The organism is Metabacillus rhizosphaerae (genome assembly GCF_037201795.1).
GTDB classification, from domain to species: domain Bacteria; phylum Bacillota; class Bacilli; order Bacillales; family Bacillaceae; genus Metabacillus; species Metabacillus rhizosphaerae.
Window position 1 is genome coordinate 4972748 of sequence record NZ_CP147403.1, and the last position, 23546, is coordinate 4996293.

At 34.9% G+C, this 23546-nt stretch carries 25 protein-coding genes; 3 read left to right on the top strand and 22 right to left on the bottom strand.

Features of this window, described 5'->3' with window-relative positions:
* Positions 1-206 precede the first annotated feature (206 nt).
* Positions 207-479, bottom strand: coding sequence for a hypothetical protein (locus WCV66_RS23840; protein ID WP_338787109.1), 273 nt, complete (start codon positions 477-479; stop codon positions 207-209).
* Positions 480-611: 132 nt separating this feature from the next.
* Between WCV66_RS23840 and WCV66_RS23845 the strand changes: the two genes are divergently transcribed.
* Positions 612-1442 carry a lipase family protein gene (locus WCV66_RS23845; protein WP_338787110.1) on the top strand — a complete coding sequence of 277 codons (831 nt, stop codon included), beginning with the start codon at positions 612-614 and terminating at the stop codon, positions 1440-1442.
* 37 nt (positions 1443-1479) lie between these two features.
* Entirely contained in the window at positions 1480-2343 is an 864-nt protein-coding gene (locus WCV66_RS23850; RefSeq protein ID WP_338787111.1) for a lipase family protein, read from the top strand.
* A 616-nt stretch (positions 2344-2959) separates the two neighbouring features.
* Here the strand turns inward: WCV66_RS23850 and WCV66_RS23855 are convergent.
* From WCV66_RS23855 to WCV66_RS23880, 6 genes are all read right to left on the bottom strand, one after another.
* Entirely contained in the window at positions 2960-4126 is a 1167-nt protein-coding gene (locus tag WCV66_RS23855) for a Gfo/Idh/MocA family oxidoreductase (RefSeq protein WP_338787112.1), read from the bottom strand.
* A 35-nt stretch (positions 4127-4161) separates the two neighbouring features.
* Positions 4162-5085 (bottom strand): sugar phosphate isomerase/epimerase family protein, encoded by a 924-nt coding sequence (locus WCV66_RS23860; protein WP_338787113.1) that lies wholly within the window; start codon positions 5083-5085, stop codon positions 4162-4164.
* Positions 5086-5417: 332 nt separating this feature from the next.
* Positions 5418-6278: an AraC family transcriptional regulator gene (locus tag WCV66_RS23865; RefSeq protein WP_338787114.1), complete on the bottom strand. Its 861-nt coding sequence runs from the start codon at positions 6276-6278 to the stop codon at positions 5418-5420.
* Between the two features lie 294 nt (positions 6279-6572).
* Complete coding sequence (locus WCV66_RS23870; protein WP_066324556.1) at positions 6573-7232, bottom strand: 3-oxoacid CoA-transferase subunit B; 660 nt, start codon at positions 7230-7232, stop codon at positions 6573-6575.
* A gap of 21 nt (positions 7233-7253) precedes the next feature.
* Positions 7254-7943: a CoA transferase subunit A gene (locus WCV66_RS23875; protein ID WP_338787115.1), complete on the bottom strand. Its 690-nt coding sequence runs from the start codon at positions 7941-7943 to the stop codon at positions 7254-7256.
* 28 nt (positions 7944-7971) lie between these two features.
* Positions 7972-8136, bottom strand: coding sequence for a hypothetical protein (locus WCV66_RS23880; protein WP_338787116.1), 165 nt, complete (start codon positions 8134-8136; stop codon positions 7972-7974).
* Positions 8137-8275: 139 nt separating this feature from the next.
* Between WCV66_RS23880 and WCV66_RS23885 the strand changes: the two genes are divergently transcribed.
* The gene (locus WCV66_RS23885) at positions 8276-9175 is read left to right on the top strand and encodes a LysR family transcriptional regulator (RefSeq protein WP_338787117.1); all 900 of its coding nucleotides are present in this window, start codon (positions 8276-8278) and stop codon (positions 9173-9175) included.
* Between the two features lie 445 nt (positions 9176-9620).
* On the opposite strand, the gene tpx is transcribed toward WCV66_RS23885, so the two are convergent.
* From tpx to WCV66_RS23960, 15 genes are all read right to left on the bottom strand, one after another.
* Positions 9621-10121, bottom strand: a complete 501-nt coding sequence (gene tpx, locus WCV66_RS23890; protein WP_338787118.1) for a thiol peroxidase — start codon at positions 10119-10121, stop codon at positions 9621-9623.
* 182 nt (positions 10122-10303) lie between these two features.
* Positions 10304-11584 carry a TRAP transporter large permease gene (locus WCV66_RS23895; protein ID WP_338787119.1) on the bottom strand — a complete coding sequence of 427 codons (1281 nt, stop codon included), beginning with the start codon at positions 11582-11584 and terminating at the stop codon, positions 10304-10306.
* A 9-nt stretch (positions 11585-11593) separates the two neighbouring features.
* The gene (locus tag WCV66_RS23900) at positions 11594-12067 is read right to left on the bottom strand and encodes a TRAP transporter small permease (RefSeq protein WP_338787120.1); all 474 of its coding nucleotides are present in this window, start codon (positions 12065-12067) and stop codon (positions 11594-11596) included.
* A gap of 75 nt (positions 12068-12142) precedes the next feature.
* Positions 12143-13153, bottom strand: a complete 1011-nt coding sequence (locus WCV66_RS23905; protein WP_338787121.1) for a DctP family TRAP transporter solute-binding subunit — start codon at positions 13151-13153, stop codon at positions 12143-12145.
* 114 nt (positions 13154-13267) lie between these two features.
* Positions 13268-14293, bottom strand: coding sequence for a zinc-dependent alcohol dehydrogenase (locus tag WCV66_RS23910; protein ID WP_338787122.1), 1026 nt, complete (start codon positions 14291-14293; stop codon positions 13268-13270).
* Positions 14294-14891: 598 nt separating this feature from the next.
* Positions 14892-15599, bottom strand: coding sequence for a FadR/GntR family transcriptional regulator (locus WCV66_RS23915; RefSeq protein ID WP_338789535.1), 708 nt, complete (start codon positions 15597-15599; stop codon positions 14892-14894).
* Between the two features lie 285 nt (positions 15600-15884).
* On the bottom strand, positions 15885-16334 hold the full coding sequence (gene rpiB / locus WCV66_RS23920; protein ID WP_338787123.1) for a ribose 5-phosphate isomerase B: 450 nt from the start codon (positions 16332-16334) through the stop codon (positions 15885-15887).
* Between the two features lie 114 nt (positions 16335-16448).
* Positions 16449-16580: a GapA-binding peptide SR1P gene (locus WCV66_RS23925; protein ID WP_338787124.1), complete on the bottom strand. Its 132-nt coding sequence runs from the start codon at positions 16578-16580 to the stop codon at positions 16449-16451.
* A 182-nt stretch (positions 16581-16762) separates the two neighbouring features.
* On the bottom strand, positions 16763-17464 hold the full coding sequence (locus WCV66_RS23930) for a FadR/GntR family transcriptional regulator (RefSeq protein ID WP_338789536.1): 702 nt from the start codon (positions 17462-17464) through the stop codon (positions 16763-16765).
* A gap of 98 nt (positions 17465-17562) precedes the next feature.
* Positions 17563-18321 carry an SDR family NAD(P)-dependent oxidoreductase gene (locus WCV66_RS23935; RefSeq protein WP_338787125.1) on the bottom strand — a complete coding sequence of 253 codons (759 nt, stop codon included), beginning with the start codon at positions 18319-18321 and terminating at the stop codon, positions 17563-17565.
* A 44-nt stretch (positions 18322-18365) separates the two neighbouring features.
* A complete protein-coding gene (locus tag WCV66_RS23940; protein ID WP_338789538.1) occupies positions 18366-19316 on the bottom strand; it encodes a transketolase family protein in 951 nt (316 codons plus the stop codon).
* On the bottom strand, positions 19316-20149 hold the full coding sequence (locus WCV66_RS23945) for a transketolase (RefSeq protein WP_413789608.1): 834 nt from the start codon (positions 20147-20149) through the stop codon (positions 19316-19318). Before WCV66_RS23945 ends, WCV66_RS23940 begins: the two co-directional genes overlap by 1 nt.
* Before the next feature lie 183 nt (positions 20150-20332).
* Positions 20333-21601 (bottom strand): TRAP transporter large permease, encoded by a 1269-nt coding sequence (locus tag WCV66_RS23950; protein ID WP_338787126.1) that lies wholly within the window; start codon positions 21599-21601, stop codon positions 20333-20335.
* A complete protein-coding gene (locus tag WCV66_RS23955) occupies positions 21598-22119 on the bottom strand; it encodes a TRAP transporter small permease (protein WP_338787127.1) in 522 nt (173 codons plus the stop codon). The genes WCV66_RS23950 and WCV66_RS23955 overlap by 4 nt, the downstream gene beginning before the upstream one ends.
* A 42-nt stretch (positions 22120-22161) precedes the next feature.
* Positions 22162-23160, bottom strand: a complete 999-nt coding sequence (locus tag WCV66_RS23960; RefSeq protein WP_338787128.1) for a TRAP transporter substrate-binding protein — start codon at positions 23158-23160, stop codon at positions 22162-22164.
* Positions 23161-23546 lie beyond the last annotated feature (386 nt).

Here is a 23546-nt window from a genome sequence, read left to right on the forward strand (position 1 = left end):
ATTCGTATGAACATATTCTTGATTTTCTCACAAAATCCCTTTATACAGTTAGTGAATATCCTACAAAAAAGCTCCAATCCCTTTTATTATACTAAGGAACTGAAGCTTCTTACTCTGAGAATTTTAACCACTGATTACTACCCTGTAAAAATTAAAATTTGTGAGGTTAATTTAGTTTATTGAATTTCAACCAACATAAAAGAACTTTATTTAACTAACTCCCATTCAATTTTATTTAACTCCTCAATAAGAGCTCTTACCATTTCTACTGTAAGATTTGACTCTGGAAAATCAGCTAACGCTATCAATGTTTGTGATTTCATTGCAAAGATTCCTGGTGGTTTTGTTATACCAGGAGCATATTTATCTAATACCTTCATTGCTTCTTTTTGGTCAAGGAGATCAATAAGCCTACAAGAGGGGGTCCTGCCAACGAAACGCAGATTTCTCACGCTAAGAGAAATTTTGACTATCAACAATGCTGTTATTCCTACACTAAGTAACTTTTCCAGTTCTTTACCAACATCCCCGTTAATATCACCATCATTAGCAAATCCGGATTTTAATCCATATGTTAACGTAAACACCTTATTAGGAAAGGAATTGTATATATGGTTTTATCAGATAAAAACAATATTTTTAATAGTAAAGCCGCAATATTACTTGCAGCAATGAGCTACCAGACATATCCATTCTTTTTAGAAGGGAAACTTATCTTACCAAAAGGCTTTAAACTTCGATATACCATTCGTGCTTTTGCTAACGTAGAGGATCCTTCGGAATTAGTATTCGGTTTTATTGCCGAGTCACAAGATCAAATCATTATAGCGTTTAGAGGATATGCTGCATATCCTGCAGATCTTTTAGCATCCTATGACATATTTCAAGTTCCCTATCCTTTTGTTAGAAATGGGGGGAAAACCTCACGTGGATTTACATGTCTTTATCAATCAACAAGAAACAATTTAATCAGACAATTAAACAAACTTTCTACATCAAAAAAACTGTTTGTTACCGGACACAACTACGGAGGAGCTTTGGCAACGTTAGCTGCTTTAGATATTGCAGTGAACACCGGGTTTAAAAATCCTTTCGTGTATACGTATGGCAGTCCGCGTATCGGAGACCCTGTCTTTGCTTCCCGATTCAACCAAGTGGTAAAAAATAGTATACGAATTGTAAATATTCATGACTCTTTTCCAACTTTCCCAGCAAAAAAGTATCCACCTCCTTTTACGGAGGAAGGATTATACTATCAACATGTAAAAACAAAGTATCCAATCTCTTTTCAGTTAAATAATACGCCGCGAAATGATGCGATTGCCTGTTATTTTAAATACCTCAGCAAAATGAATCCTGATTTTTCCAAAGCGTTATGCGATAAAAATCCGGGATTTTGTCCCGATACCGAAATGTGTATTCCGTTTCGAGGAACATGCTAGCGTCTAATGCCTTGAATATAAGAAAGGAGCTGCATAGATGAATAACTCAAGCATATACCATATTTTTAACCGTGAAGATGCGATATTGCTTTCGGCCATGATCTATCAGTCATACCAACTCTTTGAAAAGGAACCACTTGTCTTGCCAAAAGGATATAGCCTTCGATATACCATACGAGCTCTTGCTGGTGTTGAGGAGCCGGAAACAGAAGTATTTGGTTTTATTGCAGAGTCACAAGATAAAATCATTGTAACTTTTAGAGGAACCCGAACATTTAAGGATAATGAGTCGGACCAAGACTTATATCAAGTACCATATCCTTTTGTCAGAAATGCAGGAAAAACCCATCGCGGATTTACATGTATTTATCAATCGACAAGAAATGAATTGATCAGAGAATTAACCAAGCTTTCTACAACAAAAAGACTATTTGTCGCAGGCCACAGTTTAGGAGGAGCTTTGGCCGTGTTAGCTGCTTTTGATATTGCGGTGAACACCCGATTTAAAAATCCTTTCGTGTATACGTATGGCAGTCCTCGAGTCGCAGACCCTGTCTTTGCTTCTCAGTTTAACCAAATCGTAAAGAATAGTATTCGTATTTTCAATGTCCATGACATTATTCCTACCTTGCCGGATCAAGCGTATCCGCCTCCGTTTACAAAGAACGGATTATTCTATCGGCATGTAGACAAAAAGGTTACGCTCTCTTTCCAGCTGAACAGTTTACCTGTTCGCAACCATGAGATTGTTTGTTATTTTAAAAACCTCAGCCAACAGAATCCTGCTTTTACCAAAGCATTATGTGATGAAAACCCGGGATTTTGTCCCAATACGGAATTATGTGTTCCGTTTATAGGAATATGCGGTGAGAAGACATCCACAAACAATGACAAGAAGTAATGGGATTAAGTAATTCATTGAATATTATTTTATGAAAGATTTTAATATCAAATATTTTAATAGGTTTAATTGTAGCTTGCTTTATCGACCTTCTTTATCTAATGGCTTGCATTAAAGAAAGGATCTTCGTTTGGAGATCCTTTCTTTAATGCCGATAATCTTTCATTATGTAATCTTTAGTAAACATATTAAATATTAATACTGGATTATCCGAAACAATGTAAATTCGCGTCTTGCTGGTGGTACCCCTAATAGAATTTTAACCTTAACATTAAGGTACACCTTAATGTTAAATATGTAATTTCATATCCGTACTCTTTAACCCAGGGCAAGCTTTTAACATTATATAAAACCTCGTCTATACAGTTTGGACAATATTTATTAATGAAGTTATTTTGTTTCCATTTCACCTGAGTAAAGTTTGTAGCTTCTTTTGAACTGCAACAGTAATCACACATTTTTATCATCTGAAAATTAACTTCAATTCCCAGTAAATTTACATTTCCTAGAATGTTACAATTTATATGAGGTGTTTAAAATGTTCATATCACAAATGTTATTACAAAAACTAGATAATCCTATTGAGGACCTTATTCCATTTGCACTTTTATCCTATTTATTGGTATTCAACCCAAACAGCACCATTATCTGCAGACCTTACACAGTTTTCAACCCATCGAACACCTTCTACCCCTGCCTGAATACCTGGGTACCAAACATCTTCTAATGTTTCTCCACGATCTTTTGCATTCATCGCTTTTGCAAATCGAGAATACAGATTAGACCATGCTTCAAACAAGCCTTCTGGATGACCTCCACCTATACGATCATCGATAAGTGCTTCAGAATAAAGATAATCCATTCCACGATCTAAAATCATTGCTGGTTTACCTTGGACTTCATATCTTAACTGATTAGGATGTTCATCCCACCATTCAATACTAGCTTTTGAACCTATGATTCGAATTGTTTGTCCATGCATAGAGCCAGCATTAACGCAAGAAGACCACATTGTCCCCATGGCACCGTTTTCATATTCCATAATAGTAAAAGCATTGTCCTCTAGAGGTGAGCGGCTTTTCACAAAACTTTGACGAGAACACATCAACTTTTTAATCTTTAAGTTAGGTAGCATGACCTCAGATAAATACAAAGGATGTGTCCCTAAATCACCTAAGACATAGCTGGGTCCTGCAACTTTTGGATCAACACGCCATTTAGTACTTGCATTATTCTTTTCGACAGCTGTAGAATGGAAACCATGTGCAAACTGCATTTTCACAATACGAATGTCTCCTAAGTCCCCATTTTCAATCATTTTACGCGCTTGTTCAATCATCTGGTGTCCTGAATAACCATAAGTAATGCCAACCACCAGATTTTTCGCATTAGCAAGTTCTTCTAATTCAATCGCTTCTCTAGTAGTAAAGCATAGAGGTTTTTCACAAACAACATGCAATCCAGCAGTTAGGGCCGCTTTAGTAATTTCATAGTGTGTTCCATTTGGAGTTGCTATTGAAACAGCCTGAATACCATCTTCACGCTTTGCTTCTGCTTCAAACATTGTTTTGTAGTCAGCATAGCATCTTTCTGGGTCAACATGTAAATTCACTCCAAAATCTTTCCCACGTTCTGGATCTATATCAAAGGCACCTGCAACCAATTCAAAATTATGGTCACGTAACGCAGAAGATCGATGAATGTAACCAATTTGACTTCCGCGTCCACCACCTACCATGCCCCAACGTATAGGTTTTTCTATATTTTTTTCACCATTTATCATCTTTCATTTCCCCTTTTCTCGTAATCTATTTTCAATCAATATCCAACACGCTTTAAATAATCAACACTTTGTTTTACATCACGTAAACTAGTATTAGAGTTTCTAGGGTCACGTTCTTGTTCAATTGTGATATACCCACGGTAATTTATTTCTTTTAGCAAATGATAAATAGCATTATAATCAATGATTCCTTGTCCGATTGGGCACATTACCCCTCTTGCACAAGCATCAAAAAAACGAATCCTTTCTCCCATAACTTGATGATAAATATCTAGATCAATATCCTTAAAATGAATATAATCTAGTCGATCTGAGTAATCTCTGAGCCACTGAACCGGATCCATTTTTGAATAATATAAGTGCCCAGTGTCTAGGCAAAGTCCGGCTATTTCATAAGGAATATCTTTGATAAGTTTTTTGATTTCGTCTTCATATTCAATATAACCGCCAGCGTGTGGATGGATTACTGGCCGTACTCCAAACTTATTCCATGCCCGTTCTGAAAGAATTCGAATATGATTCATCATATTGTTCCATTTCTGTGTAGATAACCTTTTTGCCCTATCAGGATGGCCAGCATTAAAATCTCTTTCATCATGTCCCCAATCAATAATAACTAAATAAGGGGGAGAAAATCGGTTACCTTCTTCCATTGGAGACTTAGGAAGTTTTGTTACCAAAGAACAAATATCATCCACCTGAGATAATAACTTTTCTAAGTTATTTTCTGATACTAGATCATCAAAAATGGTCCCCGCAATAATATTTAAATTATTTTTAGTAAGCTCTGCTTGTACTCTCTTAATATCCATAGGCATATACCCATATGGTCCTAATTCAATCCCTTTATAACCAGCTTGTGATGCCTCTTGTAATACTTTCTCCCATGGTGGAAGAAATGGATTTTTCGGATCATCGACGCCCCAGCAACAAGGGGCTCCTGAAATTTTGATACTCATTTGAAACACCTCCATAACTAATACTTTCATTATAAGTTTTATTAAAATTAAACGCTTTCATTATATTGTTTAATTTAAGCAGCTTTTTCATATATATATATTAGAAACTTTCACAATCTTGTCTTGAATTGGATTAGAAGGTTTAAATTATCAAAACGGAAAATTATCTAAGTTTATGGTCGAGGTTAGATACGTAGTTTTTTAAGCTGAAGAAAGGTATAACATTAAACTTACTTAAGAAGGTTGGCAAAAAGTTTAAGGAAAAAATAAAAAGCAAATAGTGGGTCACTATTGCTTTTTGTAAGTGGTTTTATCTATTTAACGTAAGAGATCTAATTTTCACTCCACAACTGACGATATTTCTTTGGAGACATACCTACAGTTTTAGAAAAGAGTGTCGCGAAGTAGCTAGTATTATCATAACCAACCATACCAGCAATCTTTGTAATACTATCATTTGTGTTGATAAGTAATGACTGTGCTTCTCCAATACGACGTCGGATAATATATTGAATCGGTGAAAAGCCTGTAGATTTCTTGAAAACATGGACTAAATAATAAGTACTTATGTGAAATCGTTGAGAAAGGGATTTTAAATTAATATCTTCCTGATAATGTTTATCTATGTAAGATTTAATATCACATAGTAATACTGATTCTTCAGATTTTGATAATACGAAGTTCTCTTGTGGAATTTGTAAAATAAGCGTAATTAGTGCTCGAATCAAATAACTGCAAATTTCCTCTGCACCAGGTTTTTCCTTCGAAATTTGTGAATACATCATCTCTAGCAATGATTCAATATTCGAAGCATACTCCCCACTATGCAAAACATATGATTGTTCTTTTGAAATCAAATGGTTTCTTGGTAAACCAGCCAGCTTAACATCTGTAATGCCACAGCAAAACACACTCATATTCGTGTCAGAATCTCCGTTTCCGTATTCATCGTGAAGAACACCATTATTATAAATTAAAATATCACCTTTTTTGGTTTTATAATTTCGATCACCAATCAAATGACTGCCCTTTCCCTCTTTAACAAAAATGATTTCCATAATATCATCATGCATATGCATAGTTCGGGGGAATCTTGTATGGGTATCATCAACATTAAAAATGTAGAGCAATTTAGGAACTAAACTATTATCAAAACTAGGATTCAAGTCTTTCTTAACAAAATACTGAGTCATTATTTCCCCCCTACCATTATCCTAGCTGTAAATGACCTTATATAGACTATCAGATTAAATATAAAATAACTCACTCTAGCTACATTCTTAGATAATTTCCTGAGTACTCTCTTTATCTTTTAATATTCCATATTTTTTTCAATAATATCACTTCCCTTATTGGAACTACAAGTATGCCTACCGAAAATTTGTCATTCCCTTATAAGTCTTGGACAGTCAGTTTCAAAATTAAATAACCCGAATAATCAAGCTTAGATTGTGCTTCCATTCTGGTTATTTATATTAAATATTTAGTTAGTAAACATCACTCATCACATTTTCAGAAATAATTAATGATGGTTCAGTTGAATTAATAATATCCTGAACACGATAACCTTTTGCAACTTCGATTAGCTTCAACCCTTCCTGTGTCACATCTAATACAGCACGATCTGTAATAATTCGATCAACGACCTTTTGACCAGTTAAAGGTAAGGAGCACTTATTCAATATTTTCGGCTCCCCCGCTTTATTAACATGTTCCATGATGACAATAATTTTTTTAGCTCCGTGCACTAAATCCATCGCACCGCCCATCCCTTTAATCATCTTTCCTGGGATCATCCAGTTCGCTAAGTCTCCAGTTTCTGAAACTTCCATTCCACCTAAGATTGCTAGATCAATATGACCTCCTCGTATCATGGCAAATGATTCTGCATTACTAAAGAAACTTGCTCCCTGAATTGCTGTCACTGTTTCTTTTCCAGCATTAATTAAATCTGGATCAACTTCCCCTTTCGTAGGAAAAGGACCAATTCCTAACAAACCATTCTCTGACTGTAAAACAACACTTTTATGGTCAGAAATATAATTGGCAACCATTGTCGGCATTCCAATTCCTAAATTTACGTAAAACCCATCTTGAATTTCTCTTTCAGCCCTTTGCGCAATTTGTATTCTTACGTTATTCGTCATTATTAAACCTCCTAATTCCTATTAAGCTTGAATGGTAAGACGTTCAATTCGCTTTTCATGCTCACCAACAATCAGTCCCTGCACATAAATACTAGGCGTATGAATTCCGTCAGGGTCTAGTTCACCGACTTCGACAATTTCTTCTACCTCTGCGATTGTGAACTTTCCCGCAGTAGCCATTATAGGATTAAAGTTTTGAGCAGTTTTTCTGTAAATCACATTGCCCATTTTATCTGCTTTCCAAGCTTTTATTAAACTAAAATCAGCAGTTAGGGCCTCTTCAAGTAAATAATCTTTACTATTAAACTCTCGTATTTCCCTTCCTTCAGCAATTGGCGTTCCTACTCCTGCTGGGGTATAAAAAGCAGGAATACCTGCTCCACCAGCTCTGATTTTCTCTGCTAAAGAACCTTGTGGGGTTAGCTGAACCTCTAATTCTCCACTTAATACTTGTCTCTCAAACTCTTTATTTTCCCCAACGTAGGATGATATCATCTTCTTAATTTGCTTATTTTTTAAAAGTAGGCCGAGTCCCCAATCATCTACTCCACAATTATTTGAAATAACCGTTAAATCTTTAACATTACTTTCACAAAGGGCTTTAATCAGATTCTCTGGTATCCCTACAAGTCCAAATCCTCCAACCATTAGCGTCATTCCGTCTTTGATTTCTTTAACTGCATCTTCGAAACTAGTGAATATTTTTTTCATTTCTAAACTCCTCTCTTTTCATATTTTTCTATAATCGTTGCTCTATTTGATCTCCATGAATTCCCGCTTGCTCTATCACAGCTTTAATAACGATTGACCCTAACTGAACTGCACTAATGTTTTTTAAACTTCCTCCAAAAAGATCAATCGGAGTTATTAAAGCGCTTGCAATCACTACTTCATTTGGATGCATATTCGCTGTTCCCCTTTTCTAAGAGTAAATTCTGAATTTTCACTATCTATTTACTTAATAATTTACAGTATTCTTATTTATGAGTAAAATGAATAATAGTTATAAAATTTATTCCACATTAGAATAAAAGGTGATTTCTTTGGAATTGAAAGATCTACGATATTTTACTGAAGTAGCAAATTACGGTAGCTTTACAAAAGCAGCTGCAAATACCTATATATCTCAGCCAACATTGAGTAAATCGATTAAAAAATTAGAGTCTGAGCTCAAGGTAGAGTTATTTGAGCGCTCTACACGTAAATTAATGCTGACCGATGCTGGAGAAATTGTTTATAAACAAGCTATTAAAATATTAGGTGCGACGGATGAACTCTCTACATTACTAGATGATTTAATGAATTTGCCAACTGGCGATATTAAAATAGGTATCCCTCCTTTAATTGGGACGCTATTTTTTCCAACAATAGCGAAATACTTTGGAATCCTTTATCCAGAGGTTTCATTAGAATTAATCGAGCTTGGGGCAAAGAGGATTGAACATTTAGTAGATCAAGGGGAAGTCGATATAGGGATTATTGTATTACCTTCAGATAAAACTAAATTTAATACCCTACCTTTTATAAAAGAAGAATTTATGCTTTATACATATAAAGAGCATATTTTGGCAGAAAAAAAGGCAGTGGAGCTCCTACAATTGGCTGAAGAAAACTTTATTCTGTTTAATCGAGAATTTGCATTACATGAACTAATCATTAATCATTGCCAAAAAGCTGGATTTTACCCAAACATCGTATATGAGAGCTCCCAATGGGATTTAATAACTGAACTCGTTAGATCTGAATTAGGTATTACTCTTTTACCTAAATCTATATTTGCAAAGATGGATCAAAACGCAATTAAAATGATTCCGCTATCATCTCCACCTATGTGGGAACTTGGAATAATTACAAAAAAGGAACGGTACCAATCATTTGCAGTAAGGTCACTTCTACAGTTTATTACAGAAGAATTTTCAGGAACAAAAGAGCAAGCGCCTTGATCAGCCTCAGGCAAATAAAATGATTTAGAATAAAAGGCGTTCTTTCCATTCACTACTAGATGGCTTGAAAGGGATTGCCAACCTTCGCTGCTTTGACTAGGCATTAGAGAGAGAATGAAATAAACAAATGAATCTGACTCATTACTATTGTAATGCTTCCAAGTAGTACAGTAGAGCAAGTAATTGCTATGGCTAATTCTATTCAAGAAGCAGTAAAATACGCTAACATCGCCCATAAGGGATCAAGAATAAGTAAATATCTTACATTAAGTGTGTTACGACACTAATCGTTACGCCAATGAACAATCCTGCTGACCTAATAAGGGAAGCTGATTAAAGCATTGTACGACGCCAGAAGAAATGGTAGGAATCGATTTAGTGTACGAAAAAGGTGATCTAATTCTACAATTAGTTCACCTTCATTTGTTTTTATTTCTGTCAATTGTTATTCTGCAATTTTAACAGCTTCAATCGCTGCCTCATAATTAGGATGATTTGTTGCTTCACTTACATATTCAACATATGCAATCTTATCATTAGAATCAATGACAAATACTGCACGTGCTAATAAACGTAATTCTTTAATGTGAACTCCATATGCTTCACCAAATGAAAGATCACGGTGATCAGACAGGGTTTTAACATTTTCAAGTCCATTTGAACCACACCATCTTTTTTGGGCAAAAGGCAAATCAACACTAATAGTTAAAACCTCAACATCACTTAAATTAGCAGCGTCTTCGTTGAAACGGCGTGTTTGAGCGTCACAAACCCCTGTGTCGATAGAAGGTACAACAGAAATTAAGCGAACCTTTCCTTCTGAGTCTTCAAGTGTTACTGGCGATAAATCATTATCAAGGACTTTAAAATCAGGTGCTACGTCCCCAACTTTCACTCCATTTCCTAATAATGTAACTGGGTCATTTAAAAATGTAATTGATGCCATACCAAATTCCTCCTTTTTGTCTATAGTATAGTTATAGCTTAGTTCCAAATTACAAATAGTAAGAAAAATACTGCAAGCACTTTACCCATTTGTCTACTTGTGTACTAAGTTTACCATTAGTCATTATTTTACTTTTACTACTTGTTATTGTCAATATATTTTAGTTAGCCTCAATTCTACTTCTATTTGAAAAGGTCTACTAAAATAAGAGATATCTCGGGAATGACTGTTATAACCATTAAACTTAAAATCATCGCAATAAAAAATGGGACAGTAGCTTTTGCTAAGGTTTCTATCTTCAGTCCCGATATCCCGGATCCAACAAATAGATTTACACCTACAGGTGGAGTGATAAAACCAATTGCTAAGTTAACAATCATAATGATGCCAAAGTGAATAGGGTCAATTCCTATATTGATTGCAATTGGTAATAAAATTGGAACTAGGATTATAATTGCTGCGACTGTATCCATAAACATTCCAACAAAAAGTAATAAAAGATTAAGCAGTAATAAAATAATCAAAGGATTTGATGATATACCCAATAATAAATCCGCAACCATTCTAGGGATTTGTTCCAATGTTAAGATTCTTCCAAATGCATTTGCTGTTCCGATAATAATTAAAATAGTAGCAGATGTTAGCGCTGCATCCTTTAAAACATTTGGAAATGTTTTGAAGTTAAGCTCCTTGTAAACAAATATACTAATAATTGCAGCATATACAACAGCAACAACTGCAGCTTCTGTCGGGGTAAAAATTCCACCATAAATTCCGCCTAATATCAGGATGGGAATAAATATAGCCCATTTGGCTTCATTAATTCCAGAAAGAGCTCTCTTGATAGTGAATTTTTCGCCATTCCCTTTGTAGTTATTCTTTTTAGAATGAATATAGCTCCAGGCCATCATCACTACGCCTATTAGAATACCGGGTAAGATACCAGCTATAAACATGTCACCAATGGATACACTTCCGGATACACCGTAAATAACCATAGGGATACTTGGAGGAATAATAATACCTAAAGCACCTGCTGATACAACTACTGCAGTGGCAAATTTCTTGTCGTAACCATATCCGACCATAGCAGGAATCATAATTCCTCCTACTGCTGCAACTGTTGCAGGACCTGAACCAGAGATAGCTGCAAAAAACATACAAGTTAAGACCGCTGCCATTGCAAAGCCACCAGTAAAATTACCGACAAAAACATTAGCAAGCTTAAAGAGACGTTCTGATATTCCGCCTTTGCCCATAATCTCTCCCGCTAAAATAAAGAACGGTACAGCCATTAATGGAAAGGAGTCTGTTGATTGAACTAGACTTTGTGCAAGATATTCAACAGAAGTAACGTCAGCAAATAAAATCGTGACAAGAGAAGCCAATCCAAGGGATATGCCAATAGGTACTGTCAATAGCAAAAAGAAAACAAAACTTCCAAATAAAATAAGTGCTGTCATATCAATCACCTACTCTCCCGATCTAAAGATATCAATTTGTATTTTCATTCTCTGGATCACTCTAATTGCTGTTAGCAATAACCCAACCATCGGGGCTGCATAAACTAATTGCATTGGTATATCCATTGCCGGAGAGCTACGAGTTACTTGAACCACAACTTCAAAACTGAAGTATGTAAGGATAACAGCAAATGTTAAAAATGCTATATTTGCACATAACCCCAATATAAATTTACCCTTTCTTTTAAACAACAAGGCAACTGCGTCTACACTTATGTGTGCTTGCCTTTTCACACCATAACTAACCCCAATATAGATCATCCAAATAAAAGCATACCTCGCCAGCTCCTCTGACCAAACAAGAGACGAGTCTAATACATATCTCATAAACACTTGGGTAAAAACTACTACTACAGTTAGAATACTTAATATAATAAGTAAGGTAGATTCTATATTCTCATCTAACCATTTTAATAATGTCATAAGTCTCCCCCCCTTTATTTAAAAGCAGAACCCACCTAAGACAACAATTAGGATAGATTCTGCCTTTTTCACTTACTATTTCTGTTCTTCTAGGATACGATCGATAAGATCTTTACCATAGGTATCTTCATATTCTCCATAAACATCCTTAGATGCTTCTCTAAATGATGCAATGTCAGGACGATTTACCTTCATGCCACCTTCTTCTAATTCAGCTAATAATTTTTCTTCGTCTTCCATAACTAAGTTTCTATGAAACTTAGAAGCTTCTGTTAAGCTTGACTGAATAATTTCTTGTTGTTCAGGTGATAGAGTATTCCAAAATTCATCACTGATAGCTACAGTTGTTGGACTATACGAATGCCCTGTTAAACTTAAATAATCTTGAACTTCATAAAACTTACTTGCGTGGATATTTGAGATTGGATTTTCCTGTCCATCTACTGTACCCTGCTGTAAAGCCATGTAAAGTTCACCAAATGCCATTGGGGTTGGATTTGATCCAAGAGCTTCAAAGATGCTTACCAGTATCGGCATTTCCGGTGTTCGAATCTTTAGCCCTTCTAAATCTTCAACCTTTTCAATTGGTCTAACATTATTAGTGACATGTCTGAATCCATTTTCAAAGTGACCTAAGACACGCAAGTTATCATCAAGCAGCCCTGAAAATACTTCCTGCCCAATTGGGCCATCTAGTGCTTCCCAAGCTTGTTCATTCGTCTCAAAAAGGAATGGTAATCCAAAAACATCTACTTTTGGCTCGTATTGTGCATAGGTACTAGCTGCAACCATTTGAATATCATTAAATGCAACACCTTCAACCATTTGTGGTTCACTACCTAATACTTCATTCGGGAAAACCTCAACAGTAATTTGATTATTAGACTTTTCCTCTACTAAAGACTTAAACTTTAGAGCTGCATCATGTCTTGAATTCGTATCAACTGCGCTATGTGCGAATTTAATCGTTATATTTTCCCCACTAGCGGTACTCTTCTCATTATCACTAGCTGCTTCTTTACCATTACAAGCTGCTAAAAAGGCTACCATGATAAATAACATTAAAAATAAAGTTCCTTTTCTCATCATTTCTCCCCCTTGAACTCATTTAGTTATATATTTTTTAAAAATGGGTATGTTTAAAAACGAAACGTACCTACTTTCTCACAAAGATATACACACTATAAAAAACTAAAATTGTTAATTTTTTATATAATCAAGTACGATTTTTATTGGAGAACCGCTTTTAGATAATGCCACTTCCATTGCTTCATTAATCTGGTCAAAATTAAACCTATGCGTAATTAATGACTCCAGCTTATACCTATGAGATGCAATAATTTCAATTGCGGTTTTAAAATCCTCTTTTACATACATAGAAGATCCAAACATCTGAACTTCAGAAATCATAAATTTGTTTAAATCAATTGATACCTTTTCTTCAAATAATGCAATTGATATAACTTTTCCCTTTCTTTTAATAACTGACAATGCATCGTCTAAAATAGACCCATAGCCAGCAGTAAGGAAAACATGGTCAAATTGACCAATATTATCCGAGGTATATTTTTGTAGGGATTGTACTCTTACGTTCACAACATCTGTAGCACATAATTTTTTACCGATTTCTAAATTGTTATCTATTGCATCTGTCAGACAAATAGTTTCGGCTCCTTTAAAATGGGCAGCTACTGATGTAACGAGTCCTATTGGCCCAGAACCAAGAATTGCTACTTTATCTCCCTTTTTAACATCAGCAATATTAACCGCATGAACGCCAACAGCCAAAGGTTCTGTTAAGACTGCCAATTCTGTAGTTAATGTATCTGGGATTTTATATACAGTCTGCTCTGGAGCGACAACATATTCTGCAAATCCTCCATCCCAGCTTGTTGTTCCAAGCACAACTTTTTCTTCGCATAGATTATAATCACCTTTTATACATGGTTTACAATGCCCACAGCCTATTTGCGGTTCAATTGTCACTGTATCTCCATCTTTAACAGTGGTTACTTTATCACCTATTTCTACAATGTTTCCGATGATTTCGTGTCCTAATATGCTTGGAGGATTTCGAAAGGGATGCTTTCCCAAAAATGCATGGACATCAGAACCACATATACCTGCTTTGCTCACTTGAATTAATACTTCATTCCCCTTAATTTCTGGTAACTCTTTTCCTATGATTGTAAAATGTTTAATTCGATCAAATAGCGCTGCTTTCAAGACTTTTCCTCCTTACGCTAACTTTTCCCAAGAAAAACACCATAAGAAATCGCTTACAATTCTATAGAGAATTGGTCTTTATAATAAAATTAAATATCGCTATTCCGAATACCCTCCTCTCTTGTACCAATTTTTGACCCCTCAGCTAATCTTTCTTACATAAACACTGCTAATCTTAGATTCTACTTTGGGTTAACCTCTAATTAATCCAATGTCTCATACTCGGTAGAAATAGATGTGTAGCCTGAGTTCTTTGTTTTTTGATAGCGATTACATTCAAAAGCAGTACAAATGGATCTATTTAAATAAATCTATTTGTTGTAATCTTGTTAACTTGTATACTAAGTTAACTCATAATCATAGTATATATGTACCGCATTTTAATGTCAATATAAAAAATTTAAAGTATTCTGAATACTCCTTTTTCATCAAATTCTTATGTAGGTTTGGCATATAGTGTACAAAATTAAAAAATGGAATGTATCAAGTAATATCCTTGATACATTCCATTTTTTATTTTTATGGAGTTATTATAAGCCGTTATCAACCACATATAGCCTGTATATGTGAGAATATGCTATAATACATACTTTGTTATTTAATCTTTCCAATATCTATCATATAAGTTTTGCATATGGAAAGTCATTATCTCTACAGCTTCTTTTTCATTATGATCTTCTATAGCCTTAATGAGCAACTTATGCTCTTCAAAATTAACTTCTCTATAATCTGGTCGAGTTACCGTGCGATCACGAATAAATTTCCACATTTCCTGTTGTTTCATCGCGTTACTGATTGCCGCCATCATTTTTATAAATAAATCATTATGAGAAGCCTTAGCTATTCCTTTGTGAAGTTCTTCATCTGTTTCAGGAACATATATGCCTGCTTTCGTTTCTTCCTCCATCTTTTTTACCGTCGTGCGAAGTTCTTCAATATCCTCATTAGTAGCCCTTTGTGCTGCATATTTGATAATTAGAGGCTCAATATTCATTCTCGCTTCAACAATATCTTCTGGTGAGGTTGAATCAAATATAAAGGAAGATTCGGAGTTATTAGTAATCTGAGTATTTTTTACGTAAACACCTTCGCCTTGGCGGGAATAAATCATACCATTCAACTCAAGGGCACTTAATGCTTGTCTAACAGGAGCACGGCTAACACCAAACTGTTCACACAGTTCTCTTTCCGCTGGTAATTTATCACCTATATTAAATGATCCAGATTGGATTTCTGAAAGAATTTGATTATAAATTTGGATATATAATTTCTCACTAGATACTCGATTAAAGCTAATTTTAATCACTTCTCTCAATATATATTCTTAATAAAGTAAACGTTTTAAAACACATATAATTATAAGCTTTTCCTTTTTAAAGAGCAACACTATTACACTGTCTAGTTATGTACACTTGTTGATCTTTCATTTTAATCCTATGGTTATTTTTTGAATAAAGCAAGGAATAATCTTCAGCTAGTACAGGTATCTATAAAAATGACTTCTGTTTTTTCAAAAAAAGAGTGATGGTTGGCCATCACTCTTTTGAATCATAAAATCATTTTTTAAAATAACTTCATTTTATATATCAGATTATATTGATTGCATTTCAAGTGCCGTTATTTTATTAATTCGATTTTCGTGTCTTCCACCTACTTCAAAAGAAGTAGTTAGCCATATTTTTGCAACATCACGTGCTAATCCTGGACCAATTACACGCTCTCCCATGGCTAAAATATTGGAATTATTATGTTCTCTTGTGGCCTTGGCACTGAAGGTATCATGTACAAGTGCACAACGAATTCCTTTGACTTTATTGGCAGCAATGCTCATTCCAATACCAGTACCACAAATTAATATCCCCCGGTCTACTTCACCTTTTGCTATCTTCTCAGCTACTTGAATTGCATAATCCGGATAGTCAACAGATGTAGAACATTCACAGCCTAGATCTATATACTCAATGTTCATCTCTTCCAATAAGGAGATAATTTCTTTACGAATCGTTATCCCACCATGATCAGATGCAATGGCTACCTTCAAATAATATCATCCTCTTAAATAATTTTCGTCACTAAATGTCTATTCTTAAATGTAAGTCAGTATATTCCATCAAAATTGAAAACTCTTTTATTCAAACCTATATAATATCATAAACTATTTTTCGTTATTTCTATTAACCTTATCATCGTTATGACAGCAATCACACTTAGAATAAAGAACAGTTACCTTTTCGTCCTCGAAATGATCTATTGTTGAATTACAATGTTTGCAAACTAATGTACCCATCTGTTCTTCCTCCATTCATTAACTTTTCTACTTGTATACTTGTCATACAAGTTACTTCGTAATACAAGTATACTTTTCGTTCTATCTAATGTCAATCATTGATAATTAGTATGGATTTGGTTTCTTTGAAGGTATAAAGATTACAATGAGATCCCTTCATGACTAATACAAACCGACTAAGGTTAAGCCTTCCAATATCTCTCATATAGGTTTTGCATATGAGTAGACATCAATTCTACTGCTTCTTTTTCTTTATGATTTTCAATAGCATTTATGAGTAATTGATGTTCTTGAAAATTTACATCTCTATAATCTGGTCGAGTCACGGTTCTATCTCGAATAAACTGCCACATTTCCTGTTGTTTCATTGCATTACTAATCGCAGACATAAATTTTATAAATAAGTCATTATGAGAAGCTTTGGCAATCTGCTTGTGTAAGATCTCGTCAGTTTCGGGAACGTATATTCCAGCCTCTGTTTCCTCTCCCATTTTTTTTATGGTTGTTTGAAGTTCTTTAATATCCTCATCTGTTGCTCTTAATGCTGCGAACTCGATGATTAGTGGTTCTATACACATTCTTGCTTCCACAATATCTTCTGGGGATATTGATTTCAAAAAGAAGGATGTTTGAAAATTCCCTGTTAAAACCTTGCTGTTCCTTACATAAACACCTTCACCCTGACGCGAAAAAATAACTCCATTCAATTCCAATGCACTAAGTGCCTGTCTAACTGGTGCACGGCTAACATTAAACAGTTCGCAAAGCTCTCTTTCAGTAGGGAGCTTTTCACCAACTTTAAATGACCCAAGCTCAATCTCTGAAAGAATTTGCTGGTAAATTTGAATATATAGTTTTTTACTGGAAACAGGATTAAAATTAATATTATCACTTCTCTCAGTAGTTTGTTGATTTTATCAATAGCAGTTTTAAATGATGAAACAGGCACCCCAAACGGATTGCCTGCTCCATACCTACCTAATTAATCCATGTGAGAACCACCATTAATATCTATTTCTTCTCCAGTAATATAAGACGCCTCTTCAGAAGCTAAAAATGCGATTGTTGATGCAATTTCCTTCACTTCACCCGGTCTTCCCATTGGTATACTAGCAATAACGTTCTTTGCATCAGCTTCCGGTAAGGATTTCCATATTTCCGTGTTTACAAGTCCTGGTGCAACACAGTTAACAGTAATTCCATCAACCGCTACTTCACGAGCAAGATTTTTTGAGAAGCCTAATACCGCAGCTTTAGAGGCAGAATAATGTGCGCCACCAAATACTCCTCCTCCTCTTTTTGCCGAAACAGAAGATAAGCTGATAATTCTACCAAACTTTTGATTTTTCATTGTTTCTAGTACTGCTTGAGAACAGAGGAATAATCCAAACATGTTGACATTAAATACTCTTGTCATATCTTCAAGTGTCATATCCTGAACAGTTACTTTTTGTGAGATTCCTGCATTATTGACAAGAATATCAATTCTTCCATATTCAGCAAGCACTTTTTCTACCATTGCGTCAACGGATTCTTTATTCGTAACATTTAATTCTACACCTATCGCTCTCCCACCAGCTTCAGTTATAGCATTTACTGTGTCTTCGATACCTTCTAAATTTAGATCAGCAACAACAACTGCTGCCCCTTGATCCGCTAATGCAAGTGCTATCGTACGCCCGATACCTTTTTTAGAACCACTTCCTGTTACAATTGCTACTCGATCATTTAATTCAAACATGAACCTTCACTCCTAAGTTAGTAGTTTAATTATTTTATATTTTTCTATTGAAGCATTTCTTTAGCAGTCTTAATGATATCGCTAACTGTAATCCCGTTAAGTTCCATCAACTTTTCATATGGAGCAGATTGACCGAATTGATCCTGAACCCCAATTCTACTCACTTTTCCTTTACCTTCTTCTGCAACAACTTCACATACAGCGCTTCCAAGACCATTTAGAATATTGTGATCTTCAACGGTAATTAAACGTCCAATTTCTAAACATTCAACGATAGCTTCACGATCTATTGGTTTAATCGTATGCATATCTAAGAGCTTTACAGAAATACCTTCTTTTTCTAGCTCCTTTGTAGCTTCTATTGCTAAATGGACAGTATCACCATTGGCAATGATGGCAATATCTTGCCCTTCTTTAATTTTTTTCGCTTTACCAATTGTAAACTCTTCGTTCTCATCATAAATTACTGGAATTGTGTCTCTTGTGAAACGAAGATAAACAGGACCATAAATTTTTGCTGCTTGCTCTACTAATTTTCTAGTAGAAAAGTAGTCTGCACCCATGATGACAGTCATATTTGGAAAACTTCTTAAAACGCCCATATCCTCTATAGCTTGGTGACTTCCACCATCGTTAGCTGGCGTTAATCCCCCGTGAGAACAAGCAATTTTAACATTTAAGTTCGGATAACAAACTTCTTGTCTAATTTGCTCTGCCATTCTTAAGGAACCAAATACAGCGTAAGTGCTTACAAAAGGGATTTTACCAGTTGTTGCTAACCCTGCAGCCAAACCAGCAGCATTTTGTTCTGCAATCCCGACATTGATATGTTGTTCTGGTAATTGCTTAATGAAATTGCTCGTTTTACATGATTTTGCAATATCAACATCAATGACATAAATATCTTTATTCTCTTTACCTAACTTTACAATTTCATCCCCAAAAGCTTCTCTCGTTGCTTTTTTTGTTGCTAGCGTTTTCTCCATTATGCTCATCATTTTAAACCCCCTACGATTTCGGCTATTGCCTGTTTGTATTCTTCATCATTAGGAGCAACCCCGTGCCAGTCAGCAACATCCTCCATGTAAGAAACTCCTTTACCTTTCACCGTGTCAAGTACAACGCATTTTGGTTTTCCATTTTGCGCAACTCTTATTTCATCTAACGTTTCAATAATTTCTTCCATTGAATGTCCATTAATTCGTTTTGTTTCAAATCCAAATGCTTCAAATTTCTTTTCTAAATCTTGTAGTGGCATAATCTCATCACAAAAACCGTCAATTTGAAGTCGGTTATTATCTACAAATACAACTAAATTGTCTAATTGATACTTCACTGCAGTCTGTGCTGCTTCCCAAATTTGGCCTTCTTGACACTCACCATCGCCTACTAAAGAAAAAACCCGATAATCTTTCTTATCTCTTTTTCCCGCTATTGCCATTCCAACACCACATGAAAGTCCTTGCCCTAATGATCCTGTTGAGATATCGATCCCAGGACATTTTTTCATATCAGGATGTCCTTGGAATGGAGAACCGTATTCTCTTAATGTGTAAATTGTGTCATATGGGACGTAACCTTTTAAAGCTAAGGCAGAATACTGTATAGGACAAACATGCCCTTTCGAAAGAACAAATCTGTCACGGTCTTCCCAAGTAGGGTTATTTGGATCAATATTCATTTCTTTAAAATACAACGCTGTCATAAGATCTGCTGCAGATAGTGATCCTCCTGGATGACCTGATTGTGCTTTGTGAATCATTGTTACAGCTGTTTTTCTCATTTCAATGGCTATGTCTTTTAGTTCTTCAATACTTATATTTTTCATCTTCTTCACCTCAATTAAAGATTTAATAGAAAATTAGATTTGTAATGTTGTTCACTTGTAATACAAGTTAACTTATATTTGTAGTATACACACTCAAACTCCACTTGTCTACTAAGTAAACAAACTTTCAAAATGTTTTTTTAAAATATTACACAAAAAAAAAGAGAAGGGTCGTCCTTCTCTTTACAGTAATAACAGTGTTAACTGTGGAATGATGGCTATGATGGTTAAACTAATTAGCATGATAAAAAAGAATGGAACAACACCCCTTACGAGGGAAGGCATACTTAAACCAGAAATTCCTGAGCCTACAAATAAATTCACTCCAAGTGGCGGAGTAATGAAACCGATCGATAAAGTAACAATCATGATAATCCCAAAATGGATAGGATCTAGACCTACTTGGGCCGCTACTGGAAAAAGAATTGGTGTAAAAATAATGACTGCTGCTGATGTATCAATAAAACATCCGATAATTAATAACAATATAATGATAATTAATATGATAATAATCGGATTTTCTGAAAGCGTTAAAAATGATTCTGCAATTGTTTGTGGTATTTTCTCCATCGTTAAAATAGTACCAAATGCATTTGCTGTACCAATAATAATTAATATAGAAACTGAACTCATAGCTGCTTTTGCAAGTATTTCCGGGAAATGGCTTATTTTGATTTCTTTATGCAAGAATAAACTAACAAAAGCTGCATATACCACACCGAAAACGGCTGCTTCTGTTGGAGTAAAAATCCCACCATAAATTCCACCTAAAATAATAATTGGTACTAAAAGAGACCATTTAGCATTATTTAACGCAGAGAACATCTTTTTAAAGCTAAAATCTTCTTTTGTTCCCGAATACCCCTTCTTTTTAGAATAGTAATAACACCATATGATTAAACAAACGCCAATTAAAATCCCTGGAAGGATACCACCCAAGAATAAATCACCAATTGACTGATTACCTGCAATACCATAAAGGACCATCGGTATACTAGGGGGAATGACGATTCCCAAAGAACCTGATGTTACGATTACAGCAGTAGCAAATTTTCGATCATACCCCTGTGCTACCATCGCTGGGATCATAATACCACCAACAGCAGCAACTGTTGCAGGACCAGATCCAGATATAGCTGCAAAAAACATGCAAGTAATTACTGCCGCTATTGCAAATCCTCCGGTAAAACGTCCAACGAATATATTAGCTAAATTGAATAGACGCGTAGATATTCCACCTTTCCCCATTATTTCACCTGCTAGGATGAAAAAAGGGATAGCCATTAACGCAAAATTATCTGTTGAAGTCACTAATCCTTGTGTCAAAAAAGTGATTGAAATATTTGGTGAAAAGATAGCCGTAATAAGACCTGCTAACCCTAAAGAAATAGCAATAGGGACAGAAAGGATCATAAACAAGAAGAAGCTACCAAATAACACAAAACTTGTCATACAATTTCCCCCTCCTGAAACTCAGTCTGTTCCGGACACTTTTTGTCATTTAATGTTTTATACTCACTTACCAATCTGACCATTTTTTGAATAAGACGTATAGCAGTTAAAAGCATTCCCACGACTGGTGCAGAGTATATCCACCCAAGAGGTAACCCTAACGCAGCAGATTCCCTTGTCACCTTTAAGACAATGTCAAAACCATAATAGGTAATGACGACTGCAAAAACAAAAAATGAAAAACTCGCGATCATATCAATAATGATTTTCCCCTTTTTTTCAAACAACAGTGGAAAGGCATCCACACCCAGGTGTTCTCCCTTTTTCACTCCATAGCTGACTCCTATATAAATCATCCAAATAAATACGTACCTAGCAACCTCCTCTGACCATGTGAGAGATTCACCCAGTACATATCTCATAAAAACTTGTGTAAAAACAATAATGACTGTGACAATACTGAGTATGATTAAAATATATTCTTCAAAATGTTTGTCTAACCAAGTGATGACTTTCATTAAAGATCCTCCTCAAAATTAAGTACAAAAACCTTCCACTTTTTATTCAACCACTCTCAAAATATTATTAACAAAATCTTCTCCAAACTTGTTCTTGTAGGATTCATAAACACTTTGGGTTTTTTCTCTAAAAGCTTCGCTATCTGGATCAATAACCTTCATGCCAGCTTTTTGTAACTCATCTAGCATCGCTTCTTCATTTTCTCTTAATAATTCTCTGTGGAACTGTGCAGCTTCTCTTGCACTGGTATTAATAATGTCTTGTTCTTTAGGTGTGAGTGTCTGCCAAAATTCTTCACTTATGGCTACAGGTAATGGCATGTATTGATGACGAGTCAAATTAAGATAATCTTGAATTTCATTAAATTTGCTTGCGTAAATATTAGCAATTGGATTTTCTTGAGCATCAACTGTGCCCTGCTGTAATGCCATATATAATTCACCGAATGCCATCGGTGTCGGATTGGCACCAAACGCCTTGAAGGTACTAACTGATAATGGGAACTCAGGAGTTCGAATTTTTAGTCCTTTTAAATCATCAGGACTTTCAATTGGTACATTTGAAGTAACATGACGAAAACCATTTTCGAAATATGCGATTACTCTTAAACCATCTTCTAATAATGGTTCTGCTACTTTCTGTCCAATTTCACCGTCTAACACACTCCAAGCTTCTTCATAAGAATCAAAGAGATATGGTAATTCAAACACACTTATTCTTTGATCGTATTGACTAAATGCACTAGCAGCTACCATTTGAAGGTCATTGAAGGTGACACTTTCTATCATTTCTGCTTCAGAGCCAAGTTGCTCATTAGGGTAAACTTGAACTTTTATTTCACCTTGTGATTTTTCTTCTACTAACTCTTTAAATTTCAAAACAGCTAAATGTCTCTCATTTGATTCTGCTGCACCATGACCAAATCTTATTAAGGTTACATCTTCAGATCCAACAGCATTACTAGTAGAAAACAAAGCTACTAATATACTAAGCGCTAGTCCTGCAGTTAAAAAAATCATTATTTTTTGAATCGCTTTCATTTATATCCCCACCCTATAGTTGAATTTCTGTTTATTAGTTGAATATTTTAAGTAATCCATTTTCACTTATGGAATAAAGCGCTAACTATTTATTTCATAGTTCAAATTATTAATAACTTTTTTCAGTTAAAAGTTATAATAACTATTAAGGAATAATATAATGTTAACGCCTTATACATTAATAGAGTTTCTACTACCTTTTTACACTTAAAGAAATAGTAGGCTTGATTTGGAATAAAGTTTCTGTAAACCTTTACATTTCAAACCAAAATCTTAAAAGATTTTCTTTAATGGTATATCCTGAATAGCTTTACCGCAATACCCTCACTTAGAAAAAAGTAACCCCTTCCATTTCAAACTGATCAAATAATAAGTTTCAATGGTTA